We start from the raw sequence: 13,240 nt of genomic DNA, 5'->3' as shown, positions 1-13,240 counted from the left end.
ACCGCTGGTGAGACTTGGCAGCGCCGTCTGGGATGTGGGCGTCTTCATCGTGGCCTCTTGAGTGGTTGTCATGATTCAAGCACATGACATTTTACCATTTTTGAGGACATTATTCCTTAATAAACAACCTATTGGATCCTTTTTAGGGCCGATTTTGAACTCCGAAACGTGAGTTATTCTGTGTCGCTCGTCTCTTCGGTACTCCGCCGATCCGGCGGCTCATCGCGAACGCGGCGGGCGCGCTGGATGACCTTGCCGGTCACCCACTGGGCGTTCTTCAGTGCCTCCTCGGTCGGAATCTCTCCCGTCAGGGCCTTGCCGAACCGCTCACCGACCGCCGTTCCGATGCCCGGAAACTCCGGGATGTCGACGTACTGGATGCCTTTATAGGGAACCTCATCGACGCATGGGCGTGCCGGATCGGCGGCCTGGATCGACGCGAGCGTCATCGCGGCGAAGGGTGCGGCGTCGAGATACGCCTGGGTCTCATAGAGGGACATCCGTGTACCCGGCGGCACATTGGCCCAACCCTCTTCCTTCGCGACCAGCTCGATGTACTCGCGGGACGTGGCCCAGGCGACGAAACGCTTGGCGGCATCCTGATGCTCGGACGTCGCCGATATCGCCAGCGCCCAAGACCAAAGCCAGTTGCTGCGCTTGCCAAGCCCGGCATCGGGCGCCAGCGCGAAACCCACCTTGCCGGCGACCCGGGACTCCTCCGGGTCGATCAGGAACGACGCGGCAACGGTCGCATCGATCCAGATGGCGCATTGCCCGCGCTGGAACAGCTCGAGCGTCTCGGAGAAGCCGTTCGAGATGGCATCCGGCGGACCGTATTCGCTGAGCAGCGAGACGTAGTCGTTGAGTGCCCTAGACCAGGCCTCGCTGTCGATCCGCGGCCTCCAGTCCATATCGAACCAACGCGCACCGTAGGCGTTCGCCATGGCCGTCAGGAGCGCCATGTTCTCCCCCCAGCCCGGCTTGCCGCGCAGGCAGATCCCGTAGACGTCGCTGTTCTTGCCGCTGAGCGCGGCGGCGGCCTGCTTGATGAACTCCCAACTCGGAGCGGCCGGCATTTCGAGTCCGGCCTGTTCGAACAGATCGGTCCGGTACATGGTGAAGGCCGACTCGCCGTTGAATGGCGCGGCGTACAGGGTGCCCTCGACCGACAGGGCTTCGCGGATCGCGGGCATGATGTCATCGACGTCGTATCCGTCCGGCATGTCCGCGAGCGGCAGGAGCCAGCCGCGCCCGGCCCAGATGGGGGCTTCGAAGGTGCCGATGGTCACGATGTCGAACTGCCCACCGCCGGTTGCGATGTCGGTGGTGACCCGCTGGCGAAGGACGTTTTCGTCCAGGATGATCCAGTTCAGCACGATATCCGGAAAAGCGGCGGTGAAGCGTTCGGCGAGCCTCTGCATTCGGATCATGTCGCCATTGTCCACCGTGGCGATGGTCAGCGTCGTTTGGGCCTGGGCAAGGGTCGCGGCACAGCAGATACAAAGGGCGATACCGCTGAACAGTAGAGACTTCAATCTTTGCATCACATCCTCCATAGGTATCGTCGTTGTCGATCGGGTTGCGGAGCATCGACCGATGCGAACTCAGTCTGGCTGGCAGATCCTGAGTCAACACGGCCAGCACCGCTGTCTTCGACCGGAGTCTCGCCGCTCGCTCGTGGTGCCGTCCGAGGGCTCCCGACACCGGACGGATTTGCTCCCTGGCGACAACCTTGGGCGGACGTGCCGGCCTTCGTGTCCGCTCTCCAGAATAGGTACACATTGGAGTGTAGGACAAACCGGGGCAGGTGCTCGCTGCCGTGCCTGCGACCCGAAGGCCGTTGTCAGCCAATTCGGCTTGGCCTGGAGGTTTGCAGGCTGCGGCGTCGATGCTTGCGGGTCGCAGCAGCTAGGCCCCTGCGATCACTCGGGCTCATAGCGATACCCGACGCCGTAGACCGACTCGATGAACTGGCGCCCATCGAATTCCGCCGCCAGCTTCCGGCGCAGATTCTTCACATGGGTGTCCACCGAGCGATCGGTCACCACGCGGTGGTCGTCGTAGAGCTCCTCGAGCAGACGCGCCCGGGACATGATGCGCCCGGGGTGTCGGTGGAGCGCGGCGAGCAGGCGGAACTCCCCGACGGTGAGACGCAGCGCGCGGCCTTCCAGGCGGGCCTCGTAGCGGTCCTCGTCCAGCACGAGCCCGCGATCACCGTCCGCATCGACCTCGCCCGCCGGCCGGGTGAGCATCTCGACGCGACGCAGTTGGGCCTTGACCCGCGCCACCACCTCCCGTGGGGCAAAGGGTTTGCAGATGTAGTCGTCCGCGCCCAGCTCCAGGCCCAGCAGGCGATCGATCTCCTCCACCCGCGCCGTCACCATGATGATCGGGACCGACGAGAAGGTGCGCAGCTCACGACAGATCGCCAGTCCGTCGAGCCCCGGCAGCATCAGGTCCAGCAGGATGAGGTCGGGCGGGGCCGCGCGAACCCGAGCGACCACCGCCGCACCGTCCTCGATGCGCTCGACCTCCAGGGCCGAGGCGCGCAGATACTCCTCGAGCACATCGGCGAGCGGGGTCTCGTCCTCGACGATGAGTACGGTCTTGGCGGCGGCGGGACTCATGGCCGGGATCTCCCTCGAGTTCTCGGAGCCCCCCGGACAGGGGAGCCCTCGGCGCTATTCTCTCCCACGCACGGCCCCCACGGCGAGCCTCAGACCGATCGCGGGCCATCTCGTCTGCATCCGGCACCGTTCCTCATCGACTGCTCACAATCGCCACATCCTCGTTTCAAGGTCGCGGCCTACTCTGAGCTCGTGTTGGGGGGCTCCCGCCCTCCTTGTCGAACCAATCGGAGTAGTCGATGAACAAGACCCAATTGATCCTGATTTCGGCGATCGTTGCCGGCGCGCAGACGGCAAACGCGGAGGAGCCCGGCTGGTACGGCTCGTTGAACCTCGGTATCGCGATCCCCGACGGAAGCCTGATTCATGGTGACGGCAACGCTGACCGGGGGCCGGACTATGATCTGGACAACGGCGGTGTCGCCGGGCTCGGCGCCGGCTATGCCTTCGGCAATGGACTGCGACTGGAGGAAGAGCTGCGCTACCGCGCGTTCGACGCCGGCGGAACCTCTTACGGTGCCTTCGGCGAGCCGTTCTCCACCGACGGAACGGTCACGAGCACGACCTTGATGACGAACCTTGTCTACGATTTCACGCTGCAGGGCAGCCAGCTGCGCCCGTACCTGAAGGGCGGGATCGGCGCGGCCTGGAACGAGGCAGAGGCGGATGTGCGGGGCCCGGGCGGTTTCCCCGGATGGGGCGTCTACTCCGCGAGCACGGATACGAGCTTCGCCTGGTCCCTGGGCGCCGGTCTTGCCTATGCGATCAATGAACAATTGTCGTTGACCGCGGAGTATCAGTACCTGGATCTCGGGAGCGCGGACACCGACGGGGACATCAACGGTCAGCGGATGCGCTTCGACGACCTGGCTTCTCACGAGATGACGCTCGGTCTGCGCTACGCGTTTTGATCGCGCGTCCCCGCATCATGCCCGGATCCGATGAGGACCATCGGATGGGCGTTGGAGAAGATCCGGGCGATCTCGCAAGATGAAGCGGGGCGGTGACCGCAAATAAACTCGACGCCTTTTGCATCGACTTCGCCGTCAAGCGGGCGACCTTCTTAGAACCCTGCGGCGACTACCAACGCAACGCCCAGGGTCCGAGGGCGGCTCCGAGGATGCCCGCCAGAGCGATCCCGAGGCTATACCAGACGGCGACGAAGGCCGGTGACAGCTCGGTGCAGGCGAGGCTGTAGCCGAGCGCGCCGAGCGCGCCGGCCAGCAGCCCAGCCGCCAGGCCGGCAGCCCTCGGTCGTGTGGGCGCCAACCCGCGCAAGGCCCAGAGTGCGCCCGCCAGGGCCGGCAGCGATAGGGCGAGCACGTTGACGGGGCAGCGCGACCAGGAGTGGCCAAGGACGAACGCCGGGCGCTCTCCCGCCGGGGTGACCAGTAAGGCCCCCAGAGCCAGCAGCCCCATGGCCATCAACACCAGCAGCAGAGCGCGCAGCGGCGCACGGGTGCGCGGCACCGGTCGGCCCAGCCTCGCGGCGAGCCAGGCCGCCGCCGCCGCCAAGCCACCGGCGTAGGCAAACTTGATCCAAGGCGCCGGGGTCGCGAAGATCTCAGCCGGGATCGGGCCGAAGATCGCCAACGCGCCTGCCGCGCTCGCGACGACGCCCAGCGCCATCATCGGCAGCAACCGGCGCGCCTCGACCCAGCGCGGGGCCGGACCAGCGCCGGTGGCCAGGAAATCGATCAATTCGTTGGTCTTCATGCTGTCTTCCTCACCCTGTCTTTCTTACCCGGTCCGGCGCACCAGCTCGGCAAGCCGTTTGATGCCTCGGTGGACCTGGACCTTCAGAGCCGAGGCGGAGATGCCGGTGCGTTGTGACGCCTCCGCGATGGACAACCCTTCCAGCTTGATCAGGGCAATCGCGTGTTGCTGTGCCTTCGGCAACTCGGCCAGCAGCGTTGTCAGGTCCCGCTGGGCCATCGGTTCCTCACGGACCGCGGGCTGATCGCGTTCCGCAAGGTCATCGAAGGGTTCGTGCAAGGCCTCGCGGCGACCGCGGCGTCGCCACAGATCGATCAGTTTGTAGCGTGCGATGGCAAGCGCCCAGCGGCTGACGGGGACGGTCGGGTCATAGGTGCCGCGTTGCAGGTGGATCGCGAGCAGCGTCTCCTGCACCAAGTCCTCCAGCTCATCGGGCAGCGACTGCATGCGCCGCCTCAAAAAGCTCCGTAGGCGCTCGGCAAGGCAGCTCAGGGCCTCCCGATAGGCGGCTTCGTCTCCGGCCTGAGCACGGCCCCACAGTGACTGCAACTTGGCCTCGAAATCGTCCATCGGCGAACGCTGTGTCGTCATCGTATCGGCATCCTTATTGATGCAGTCGCTGCTGGGGCATTAAAGGTTACAGCGCGCCGGAAACCGGTCCGGCGAAAAAATGTTCCCCCTCGCTTGTAACCGAAAGCGGTGCTCGGGCGACTGGATAATTGAGGACGCAAGGTCGAGGCCAGCCGGCCTAGCCCATTCGGTCTGAATGGACTTCGCCACCGTGCTGGTCGTCCGGTTCTCACATCAACCTCCCTCTGCACTGTCTTTTCGGAGCAAGCAACATGACTCAATCCCGTGCCATCCAGACCACCACCGCCGCCGCACTCGCCCTTGCCCTGGGGACCGCGCTGACCCTCGGCAACACCGCCGTCGCCGGCGAAGGGGCCGCCAAGGAAAAGTGTTTCGGCATCGCGCTCAAGGGCAAGAACGACTGCGCCGCCGGCCCCGGCACCAGTTGCGCCGGCAGCTCGAAGGTGGACTATCAGGGCAACGCTTGGAAGTACGTTCCTGCCGGCACCTGCGAGCAGACGGCCTCGCCGACGTCACCAACGGGGCAGGGCCAGCTCGCGGCCTTCAAGGCCATGTAAGCCCGGCCATCACGGGATCGGCGCCGACCTCGCGGAGGTCCGGCGTCGGTCTGATCGCTCACCCCACGCGACGCAACGAGGAACGACCGTGACGACCATCGCTCCCCCGGCTGCCGCCGTCGGCATCGGCCTCAAGGCCCAGCATGTGCGCGAGGTCATTGACCTCAAACCAACCTTGGACTTCTTCGAAGTGCACGCCGAGAACTACATGGGTGCCGGCGGACCCGCGCTCCGACACCTGACCCGAATCCGCGAACGCTTCCCGCTGTCGATCCACGGTGTGGGGTTATCCATCGGCGGCTCGGCGCCCCTCGACCGGGCACATCTCGATCGCCTGGCCACCCTCTTGCAGCGTTTCGAGCCCTGCTGGTTCTCGGAACACCTCGCCTGGTCCAGCCACGGCGGCGCATTCTATAACGACCTGCTGCCGCTGCCCTACAACACCGCAACCCTTGCTCGGGTTTGCGACCATATCGACGAGGTGCAGGAACGTCTCGGGCGACGCCTGCTGCTGGAGAACCCCAGCACCTATGTGGAATTCGTCGCCTCGACCATGGACGAGGGCGGCTTCCTGGCCGAGGTGGCGACGCGGACCGGCTGCGGCCTGCTGCTGGACCTGAACAATGCCTACATCAGCGCGGTGAACCATGGACGCGATCCTTGGGATTCGATCGCCGCGCTGCCGGCCGCGGCCGTCGGTGAGTTCCACCTGGCCGGTTTCGCCGAGGATCGCGACGGCGCCGGCGACCGACTCCTCATCGATACCCACGGCGCGCCGGTGGCCGAAGCGGTCTGGGACCTCTACCGGCGCACGCTGCGGCATCTCGGCCCGCGACCCACTCTGATCGAGCGCGACCAGGCGATACCGCCGCTGGCGATCTTGGTCGCGGAGGCGGAGTGCGCCCGGTCGGCATTGGTCGACGCGGCTGCTTGGTTGGAGGCCGCGTAATGATGATGCCCGAGCCGATTCAAGCCCGCTTCGCTAACGCCTTGCTGGCCCCAGAGCGCCCCCTGCCGCCGGGGTTCGTCACCTGGAATGGTTCAGATCCGTCGGTGCGTTTCGACGTCTACCGCAACAACGTCGTGGTGTCCCTGACAGCGGCGCTGGCGGACGGCTTTCCGGTCACCCGTGCGCTGGTGGGCGAGCCCTTCTTCGCGGCCATGGCACGCTGCTTCGTCGTCGAGCACTTACCCGAGTCGCCGATCCTGACGGACTACGGTGATGCGCTGCCCGACTTTATCGCGGCCTTCCCGCCCGCCCATGGGCTGGCCTACCTGCCGGATTTGGCCCGGTTGGAACGGGCACGGGTGAAGGCCTATCACGCCGCCGATGCACGCGCGCTGACGGCCGAGGACCTGGCTCCCCATCTCGCCGACCCACAGCGGCTGCCCGCGACGCGCCTGGTGTTTCATCCCAGCAGCACCCTGCTCGTCTCCGAGCACGCCATCGTCTCCCTTTGGGCGGCGCATCAGGGCCAAGGCCGGATCGAGGACGTGGAGCTTCACCGAGCGGAGTCGGCCCTGGTGCTGCGTGACGGCGACGAGGTGCAGGTGTTGCCGCTGGCGCTGGCGATCGCCCGCTTCTTGGCGGCGCTTGCGGCGGGGACGCCGCTGGGCGAGGCCGCCGAGATCGCCACGGCGACGGCGCCTGACTTCGACTTGGTTCAGGCCCTGGCACTGCTCATCCATCATGGCGGCATCACCGCCTGGAAACCCTCCGGAGAACTGGCCGCATGAACATGACGCTCACGACCCCGCCGACCCAAGGCGGCACCTTTCGTCTCGCTCCGGCCACGCTGATCATGGCCGGTAACCGGGCCATGGCGCGCATCCCAGAGGACCTGATCGCGTTGCTTGGGCGCTTTTCCATCGCCGCCGTGTTCTGGACGTCTGGCCAGACCAAGATCGAGGGCTTCGCCGTCGACCTGGTCGAGGGGAGCGCCCAGCTCGGATGGCCGCGACTCTCGGACTCCGCGGTGGCGCTGTTCCAAGAGGAGTATCGTCTACCGCTGCTGTCCCCGGAGTTGGGCGCGGTGCTCGCGGCCCTCGGCGAGCATGTCCTGCCGGTCTTGCTGCTGCTGGGCCTGGGCACGCGTTTCGCCGCCCTGGGCCTGCTGGTGATGACCGCGGTGATCCAGTTCTTGGTCTATCCCGGCGCCTATCCGACCCATGGGGTCTGGGCGGCTGTGCTGCTGTACCTCATGGCCCGCGGACCGGGGCGCCTCTCGTTGGATCAGCTGATCGCTCGTCAACGAGGATGACGGCTTCAACCGGACATCGGGCGAATGGTTCCGGTCTCGTTTGCGTCTGATCGACGCCTTGATCCCGTATCCCGTGGATGGGCAAAGCCCTGGTGGTGCGCTTCTTTCTGAGTGCCGATGGTCGCGAAGCGTGCCCATCATCTCAGCTCAGCGGTTTGCACGATGGGCACGTTCGTCTGGCGTCGAGGTTGGGCTCGCTCTCAGAGCGCGGACTTTGCCCACCCTACCGATCCGGGTCTATTCGGCTGAGGTCATTTCCGGAAATCGCCTTACGGAGAGCAGAGCCTTGCGACTCGGGCGCCGCCGATCTGCGTCTCCTCGCCGGATGGCAGGGGTGCCTTGGGATCGACCAGCCAGGCGGCGATGTCGCGCCTGACCCGCGCGCCCTGCAGATCGCGCGGGAGCAGGTGCCAGCCGCGGTCGTAGAGGACCAGCCGGAGCCCGTCGCGCTCGCTCGGGAGCTGGGCGAGCAGGTTGCAGAAGGCGTTCCTGGGGATGATCTCGTCACGCTCGCCGTAGAGGAGCAGCACGGGCTGGCGGTGCGTCAGCCCATGGGCGCGGGCTGCATCCATCAGGTCCGCGATGCCCCAGAGGGCATCCACGCGGGTTGCCTTGATGACGAGCGGATCCGCCGACATGGCCCTGAGCAGCCCGTCGTTGTCGGTCGGGCTCAGCCGGATACCCTCGCCGGTGAGCTTCATCCAGGGCACCGTGTGAACGGCGGCCTCCAGGACCAGCCGCTGATACCAGGGCATGGTGTCGCGCGACCAGACCGCGGGGGCGATGAGGATGAGGCCATCGATCTCCAGTGTCGCCTGCGCCGCGGCCAGCATGGCCACCGCGCCACCCATGCTTTCGCCCGCGACATAGAGCCTGGTGTTCGGGTGCCGCGCGCGCAGCAGTCCGATCAGCTCGCGCAGGTCGCTTGCCATCCGGAGGCTCCCGTGCCAACGCCCAGGCTGCGCCGTCGCGCCGAAGCCGCGTTGATCCACCGCATAGGTGATGATGCCGGCGCGGCTGAGGTCCTCCGCGAGCGGGGCGAACGCCTTGCTGTAGTCGTTGAATCCGTGCAGCCCCAGGAGCACGGCGGTCGGCGGCTCGGATCCTGCCCAGCGGCGCAGGGGGAGCCGGTAGCCGTCCGACATGACGGCGTGGTCCGCTGCGAGGCTGGGCGGAGTGTCCGGTTGCGTTTGGACGACGACCTGGGGCGCGGCACAGCCGGTGAGGAGGAGGGCGGCGAGCAGTGTGAACCTCATCGAATGACCTGATCCAGAGCAGTTTCGGCCCGACCCTGGGGGGGCGAACACGTGGCGATGCGTTGGGCCGTGTTCCTCGACCCAATCGATGGGGATGGTTTTCCCGGAAAACGGCTAAGGAACCGGGCCGCCAAAGGACTCCGTGCCGTACCTCAACACCTGGATGTCGTCTGACCAGTAGTCCGTGGGCAGGCCGGCCTTGCGCTTGAGATGGCCGAGAAAGTCCCTGGGTTCGGGAAGCTGCTCCCAAACGGAGGGCAGGAAGGTGCCCCGGTGCCTGGCGTCTCTCAGGATGAGTCCGTCCTCGCCAGGTTTCAGCTGGCGGACCAGATCGGCTTCGGAGGCGAAGTCGATCGGAACAGGCACGCTGAGCACGGAGACCTTGATGGAGAGCCGCGGATACTCCTGCGCGCGCAGCGGCGGGAAGCGCGGGTCCTCGAAGGCGGCGGCGAAGGCATTATGGGCAACGTCCCGAATCAGCGGGCGACAAGCCTCGAGGACACCGATACAGCCTCGCAGCTCATGGCCGATTTCAAGCGTGATGAAGCTCGCCCGAGTCGCGCACAGCGCTGGCGGATAGTCGGAGAGTTGCGGGTCCATTGGCACATGCCGTTCGAGCCCCTGAGCGATGGAACGCGCCGCCGTCTCCAGGAGGACGCGCCTCTGGTCCGGGTCGTAGTGGCTAAAGCCTTCAGTAGATGACATAGGCACCATAGCCGACCACTTGGTCGTGTGAGCCCGCGGTGTCTCCCGAGCTGCGCTGATCCAGCGTCCGTGCCCTGAGCCCGCGCCGCTGGGCGGCCCTCAATAAGCCCTTGAGGGGGATGCGACCGCACGCCTGATCCCGGCCGATGTCCTCCGGCCGCAGGGCCTCGATGGCCGCGGAGGTCGCCGAATCCATGCGCTGCGCTGCGTCATAGTCGAGGTAGTGACTGAGGTCGGAGCTGACGACGATGAGCGTCTCGGGTCCGCCCCAGAGGAGATCCAGCACCTGCGCGACGGCGTCCGTGGTGGCATCGCCGACAACGAAGGGGACGAGGGTGAAGTCGGCCAGCAGGCGCTGCAGGAAGGGGAGCTGGACCTCCAGGCTGTGCTCGAAGGCGTGTGCCTGGTCCATGAGCAGGACCTGTGGCAGTCTCAGGGCTTGGTCGATGCCCTGGCGGTCGAGTGTCACCTCGCCGAGCGGGGTGGCGAAGGCCTCCGCCGTGCTGCTGGCGAGCCCCTTGAGCGCAACGCGATGGGACGGCCCCAGGAGGACGACCCGTCGAATCAGCTCCCGCAGAGGCGCGAGGGTGGCGTAGGCGGAGGCTGCAATGGAGCCAGAGTAGATATAGCCGGCATGCGGGACGATCAGCGCCTTGGGCGGCGGCAGGGCCGCCTCGGTCTCGGCGAGAAAGTCATCCAGCATGCGGCTGAGCTTCTCCGCGTCACCTGGGTAGAACTGGTCGGCGACGGCGGGTTGTCGAACGCGTGACATCTGCGCTACCTCCTGCTGAATCTGGGGCCGATGGGCGCTCACACGCCGCTGTCTCCTGACCAAGTTTAGACCCGCTCAGCCTGGTTTCCGCTCCATCCCCTTGGAAAATTGCTCGAGCAGTCGGGCGCAGCCGGCGGAATCCTTGACCCACTCGACTCCGGATTGCATGGGGATGGATTCGCTCTTGGCGCGGATCTTGTTCATGGCGGTCGAGATCAGTGCGTCCGCGCCGGCTTCATCGAGTCCGCCCTGGCCGCGCGCGGCCTCCGCGGCCAGGCAGACGCCGGTCTGCGCGCCCATGAGCAAGCCGCCGGCCGCCCCCATGCCGGCGCCGAATCCGACTGCGAGGACGCCGCCAACGGCGACGCCGATCAACAGGAAAATGAGTGCCATAATGGCTGCTCTCATGGATGCTCCCCTTATCACGTCTTTGCAGCTGAATTGAAGATTTTATGCTACGCCTCGCACTGATCGGCGTCTCCTTCTTTGCCGTCTCCTACGCGATCGCCGGCGCGCCGGACGACTTTATCGCCGCCGAGCAGGCGCTCGCGCGGGGTGATCGTGACACCTTCGAGCGCCTGTCGCAGGGGCTTCAGGACTATCCGCTCTATCCCTACCTGCGCTTCGCACAGCTCACTCGGGATCTGGATGCCACGGCGGACGCGGACATCGAGGCCTTTCTCGATGACGACCCGGATGCGCAGTTGGTGACGCGGCTCAGACGGGCCTACCTCAGACGCCTGGCCGACGCCGGTCGTTGGTCGGACTATGCCCGCGTCTACCGTCCCGACGACTCGGTCGAGCGCCAATGCCTCTATCTGCGCGCGCTCATCGAAACCGGGGCCGGGGATGCCGCAATGACGCAAGTGGCGCCCCTGTGGCGGTCCGGGCGGTCGCGCCCGCGTGCCTGTGATCCGGTGTTCGACGCTTGGCGCGAGGCGGGGGGGCTGACACCCGAGCTGACCTGGCAGCGCATCCGCCTGGCCATGGAGGCGGGCGGCCTGGGGCTGGCCCGTTATCTGGGGCAGCTCCTGCCGGAGGAGGAACGCGCCTGGCACGCGCGTTGGCTGGCGCTGGCGCAGGATCCGGCAGCGACACTGGCGGCCGGCGGTTTCGATGACCCGCATCCCATGCGCGCAGCCATGCTGGCCGACGGCATCGCGCGCCTGGCGCGGCGTTCGCCGCTGGAGGCCGCCACCGAGCTGCAGCGGTATGCGAGCGCCTTGGCGGCCGATGTGCCGGCGTCGGACCGCGCCCACGCCGCCGTTGGTGCCGCGCTGACTGCGACGGCGAATCCTCTGGGCTTGCGCGACTGGGACGCGATGGGCGAAACCGCGAGCAACCTCCCGGAGCAGGAACGGCGATTGCGCGCGGCCTTGGCGCTGAGGGCTTGGGATTGGGTCGCACGCTGGATCGAGCGTATGCCCGATGGCGCGGTGAAACGCGACCGTTGGCTCTACTGGCAAGGTCGAGCCGAGGCGCAGCTCGGTCGCGCGCGCGAGGCCGACGCCCTCTACGCGCAGGCGGCCAAGCAACGCAGCTTCTGGGGCTTCATGGCGGCCGATCGGATCGGGAAGCCCTATGCCATGGCGCATCGGTCGATTCCCGCCGAGCCGGAACGCATCCGCGCGCTGGTGGCCACGCCGGCCTTCGCACGCATGCGCGAGCTGCATCGCCTGGGTCGGGAGACCGACTTGCGCCGCGAGTGGCGCGTCTTCACGCAAGACATGGATGCAGAGGATCTGATGGCGGCGGCCTATGTCGCGGACGCCTATCGCTGGCACGACCAGGCGGTCTTCACCCAGGCGCGGACCGGCTTCTGGGACGACCTGCAGCTGCGATTCCCGTTGCAGCACCATGCGCTCATCCTGGAGCAGGCCTGGCAAACCGGCATCGAGCCGACCTGGATCCTGGCGATCCTGCGCCAGGAGAGCGTCTTTGCCCACACCGTAGCCTCATCGGCTGGGGCCGTCGGCCTCATGCAGCTCATGCCGAAGACGGCGGTGGCTGTCGCCGACCGTCTCGGCTTGGATGAGCCCTCGCGCTGGGATCTCATCGACCCCGCGCTCAATATCGCCCTGGGCAGCACCTATCTGGCCGAGATGCGCGACCGCTTCGGCCATCCGGCCTTGGCGACGGCCGCCTACAATGCGGGTCCGCATCGTGTCGAGCGCTGGCTGCCGAGCCAGTGCACAGACGCGGACCTCTGGATCGCCAATATCCCCTTCCGGGAGACTCGAGGGTATGTCGAGCGCGTCATGGCCTATCGCGTCATCTACTCCGCACGGCTCGGCGAGCAAGGCTTCCGCCTGAGCGACTGGCTGCCGCCGATTTCAGGCGAAGAAGGCCCACAGACGGGGCGCGTCGCGCGCCTTGAGTCGCAGGAGTGAATCCGGCGAGCCGCGGGTGGGTGAACCAAAGACTATGGCTTTGCTTGGGCTCTGATAGCTGGGGTCGTGGGACGAGGCGCAGCCAAAGGGCGCATCTTTGGCCTCTCAACCTCTGCCCAACCGACCGAAGCTGGCCGGCGCGCATCCCTTATGCGCACACCGCGCGGCTGTTGTTCCACGGCAAAGACACCTCGGCCTCTGTTAGACTAGCCGGCCGACGCCCCTGCCCTGGGGCATCGCGGCGTCGATCATCCTTCGGTTGCGCCAGGCAAAGCCTGGAAGGAGAGGAAGATAGCGAACGGATAAGCAAATCGGAAACTCCTTGTTGCGGCCCACCGGGTGCAAGTCCCGAGCCGGTAAGGATT

The 13,240-nt window shown here is 66.6% G+C and carries 14 protein-coding genes; 6 read left to right on the top strand and 8 right to left on the bottom strand.

Translation table 11 applies throughout. The features are described from left to right. Positions 1-173 precede the first annotated feature (173 nt). On the bottom strand, positions 174-1,544 hold the full coding sequence (locus CKO23_RS22065; RefSeq protein ID WP_200335175.1) for an ABC transporter substrate-binding protein: 1,371 nt from the start codon (positions 1,542-1,544) through the stop codon (positions 174-176). Between the two features lie 378 nt (positions 1,545-1,922). Beyond that, entirely contained in the window at positions 1,923-2,627 is a 705-nt protein-coding gene (locus CKO23_RS22060; protein ID WP_200335173.1) for a response regulator, read from the bottom strand. A gap of 239 nt (positions 2,628-2,866) precedes the next feature. On the opposite strand from CKO23_RS22060, the gene CKO23_RS22055 reads away from it, so the two are divergent. Next, complete coding sequence (locus CKO23_RS22055) at positions 2,867-3,538, top strand: outer membrane protein (RefSeq protein ID WP_200335171.1); 672 nt, start codon at positions 2,867-2,869, stop codon at positions 3,536-3,538. Positions 3,539-3,707: 169 nt separating this feature from the next. On the opposite strand, the gene CKO23_RS22050 is transcribed toward CKO23_RS22055, so the two are convergent. Both CKO23_RS22050 and CKO23_RS22045 read right to left on the bottom strand, forming a co-directional pair. Continuing rightward, positions 3,708-4,343, bottom strand: coding sequence for a DUF1109 domain-containing protein (locus CKO23_RS22050; RefSeq protein WP_200335169.1), 636 nt, complete (start codon positions 4,341-4,343; stop codon positions 3,708-3,710). Between the two features lie 24 nt (positions 4,344-4,367). Next, positions 4,368-4,934, bottom strand: a complete 567-nt coding sequence (locus CKO23_RS22045; protein WP_200335167.1) for a sigma-70 family RNA polymerase sigma factor — start codon at positions 4,932-4,934, stop codon at positions 4,368-4,370. A gap of 251 nt (positions 4,935-5,185) precedes the next feature. Between CKO23_RS22045 and CKO23_RS22040 the strand changes: the two genes are divergently transcribed. From CKO23_RS22040 to CKO23_RS22025, 4 genes are all read left to right on the top strand, one after another. Continuing rightward, positions 5,186-5,491 (top strand): BufA1 family periplasmic bufferin-type metallophore, encoded by a 306-nt coding sequence (locus CKO23_RS22040; RefSeq protein WP_200335165.1) that lies wholly within the window; start codon positions 5,186-5,188, stop codon positions 5,489-5,491. Between the two features lie 88 nt (positions 5,492-5,579). Then, the gene (gene bufB, locus CKO23_RS22035) at positions 5,580-6,440 is read left to right on the top strand and encodes an MNIO family bufferin maturase (protein ID WP_200335163.1); all 861 of its coding nucleotides are present in this window, start codon (positions 5,580-5,582) and stop codon (positions 6,438-6,440) included. Beyond that, positions 6,440-7,228 carry an HvfC/BufC N-terminal domain-containing protein gene (locus CKO23_RS22030; RefSeq protein WP_200335161.1) on the top strand — a complete coding sequence of 263 codons (789 nt, stop codon included), beginning with the start codon at positions 6,440-6,442 and terminating at the stop codon, positions 7,226-7,228. Before bufB ends, CKO23_RS22030 begins: the two co-directional genes overlap by 1 nt. After that, a complete protein-coding gene (locus CKO23_RS22025) occupies positions 7,225-7,752 on the top strand; it encodes a DoxX family protein (RefSeq protein ID WP_200335154.1) in 528 nt (175 codons plus the stop codon). Before CKO23_RS22030 ends, CKO23_RS22025 begins: the two co-directional genes overlap by 4 nt. 269 nt (positions 7,753-8,021) lie before the next feature. Here the strand turns inward: CKO23_RS22025 and CKO23_RS22020 are convergent, their stop codons facing one another. The 4 genes from CKO23_RS22020 to CKO23_RS22005 form a co-directional block, all read right to left on the bottom strand. Further along, complete coding sequence (locus CKO23_RS22020) at positions 8,022-9,008, bottom strand: alpha/beta fold hydrolase (RefSeq protein WP_200335147.1); 987 nt, start codon at positions 9,006-9,008, stop codon at positions 8,022-8,024. Positions 9,009-9,122: 114 nt separating this feature from the next. After that, on the bottom strand, positions 9,123-9,713 hold the full coding sequence (amrA, locus tag CKO23_RS22015; RefSeq protein ID WP_200335145.1) for an AmmeMemoRadiSam system protein A: 591 nt from the start codon (positions 9,711-9,713) through the stop codon (positions 9,123-9,125). Further along, positions 9,700-10,485, bottom strand: a complete 786-nt coding sequence (gene amrB, locus CKO23_RS22010) for an AmmeMemoRadiSam system protein B (protein WP_200335143.1) — start codon at positions 10,483-10,485, stop codon at positions 9,700-9,702. Before amrB ends, amrA begins: the two co-directional genes overlap by 14 nt. 75 nt (positions 10,486-10,560) lie before the next feature. Continuing rightward, a complete protein-coding gene (locus CKO23_RS22005; RefSeq protein ID WP_242482645.1) occupies positions 10,561-10,878 on the bottom strand; it encodes a hypothetical protein in 318 nt (105 codons plus the stop codon). 59 nt (positions 10,879-10,937) lie between these two features. Here CKO23_RS22005 and CKO23_RS22000 point away from each other — a divergent pair, with 59 nt between their 5' ends. Next, a complete protein-coding gene (locus tag CKO23_RS22000) occupies positions 10,938-12,875 on the top strand; it encodes a transglycosylase SLT domain-containing protein (protein ID WP_200335139.1) in 1,938 nt (645 codons plus the stop codon). Positions 12,876-13,240 lie beyond the last annotated feature (365 nt).

It is taken from the genome of Thiocystis violacea, assembly GCF_016583565.1.
GTDB lineage: Bacteria > Pseudomonadota > Gammaproteobacteria > Chromatiales > Chromatiaceae > Thiorhodococcus > Thiorhodococcus violaceus_A.
Note: the sequence above shows the minus strand (reverse complement) of the source record. Positions and strands in the feature narration are given on the sequence as shown.

Bases quoted from the DNA above. Each gene is read 5' to 3' on its own strand.
- CKO23_RS22055 (WP_200335171.1), top strand. From the start codon at position 2,867: ATGAACAAGACCCAATTGATCCTGATTTCGGCGATCGTTGCCGGCGCG.
- CKO23_RS22065 (WP_200335175.1), bottom strand. From the start codon at position 1,544: ATGCAAAGATTGAAGTCTCTACTGTTCAGCGGTATCGCCCTTTGTATC.
- CKO23_RS22060 (WP_200335173.1), bottom strand. From the start codon at position 2,627: ATGAGTCCCGCCGCCGCCAAGACCGTACTCATCGTCGAGGACGAGACC.
- CKO23_RS22040 (WP_200335165.1), top strand. From the start codon at position 5,186: ATGACTCAATCCCGTGCCATCCAGACCACCACCGCCGCCGCACTCGCC.
- CKO23_RS22030 (WP_200335161.1), top strand. From the start codon at position 6,440: ATGATGATGCCCGAGCCGATTCAAGCCCGCTTCGCTAACGCCTTGCTG.
- CKO23_RS22005 (WP_242482645.1), bottom strand. From the start codon at position 10,878: ATGGCACTCATTTTCCTGTTGATCGGCGTCGCCGTTGGCGGCGTCCTC.
- CKO23_RS22045 (WP_200335167.1), bottom strand. From the start codon at position 4,934: ATGACGACACAGCGTTCGCCGATGGACGATTTCGAGGCCAAGTTGCAG.
- CKO23_RS22050 (WP_200335169.1), bottom strand. From the start codon at position 4,343: ATGAAGACCAACGAATTGATCGATTTCCTGGCCACCGGCGCTGGTCCG.
- amrA (WP_200335145.1), bottom strand. From the start codon at position 9,713: ATGTCATCTACTGAAGGCTTTAGCCACTACGACCCGGACCAGAGGCGC.
- CKO23_RS22025 (WP_200335154.1), top strand. From the start codon at position 7,225: ATGAACATGACGCTCACGACCCCGCCGACCCAAGGCGGCACCTTTCGT.
- amrB (WP_200335143.1), bottom strand. From the start codon at position 10,485: ATGTCACGCGTTCGACAACCCGCCGTCGCCGACCAGTTCTACCCAGGT.
- CKO23_RS22000 (WP_200335139.1), top strand. From the start codon at position 10,938: ATGCTACGCCTCGCACTGATCGGCGTCTCCTTCTTTGCCGTCTCCTAC.
- CKO23_RS22020 (WP_200335147.1), bottom strand. From the start codon at position 9,008: ATGAGGTTCACACTGCTCGCCGCCCTCCTCCTCACCGGCTGTGCCGCG.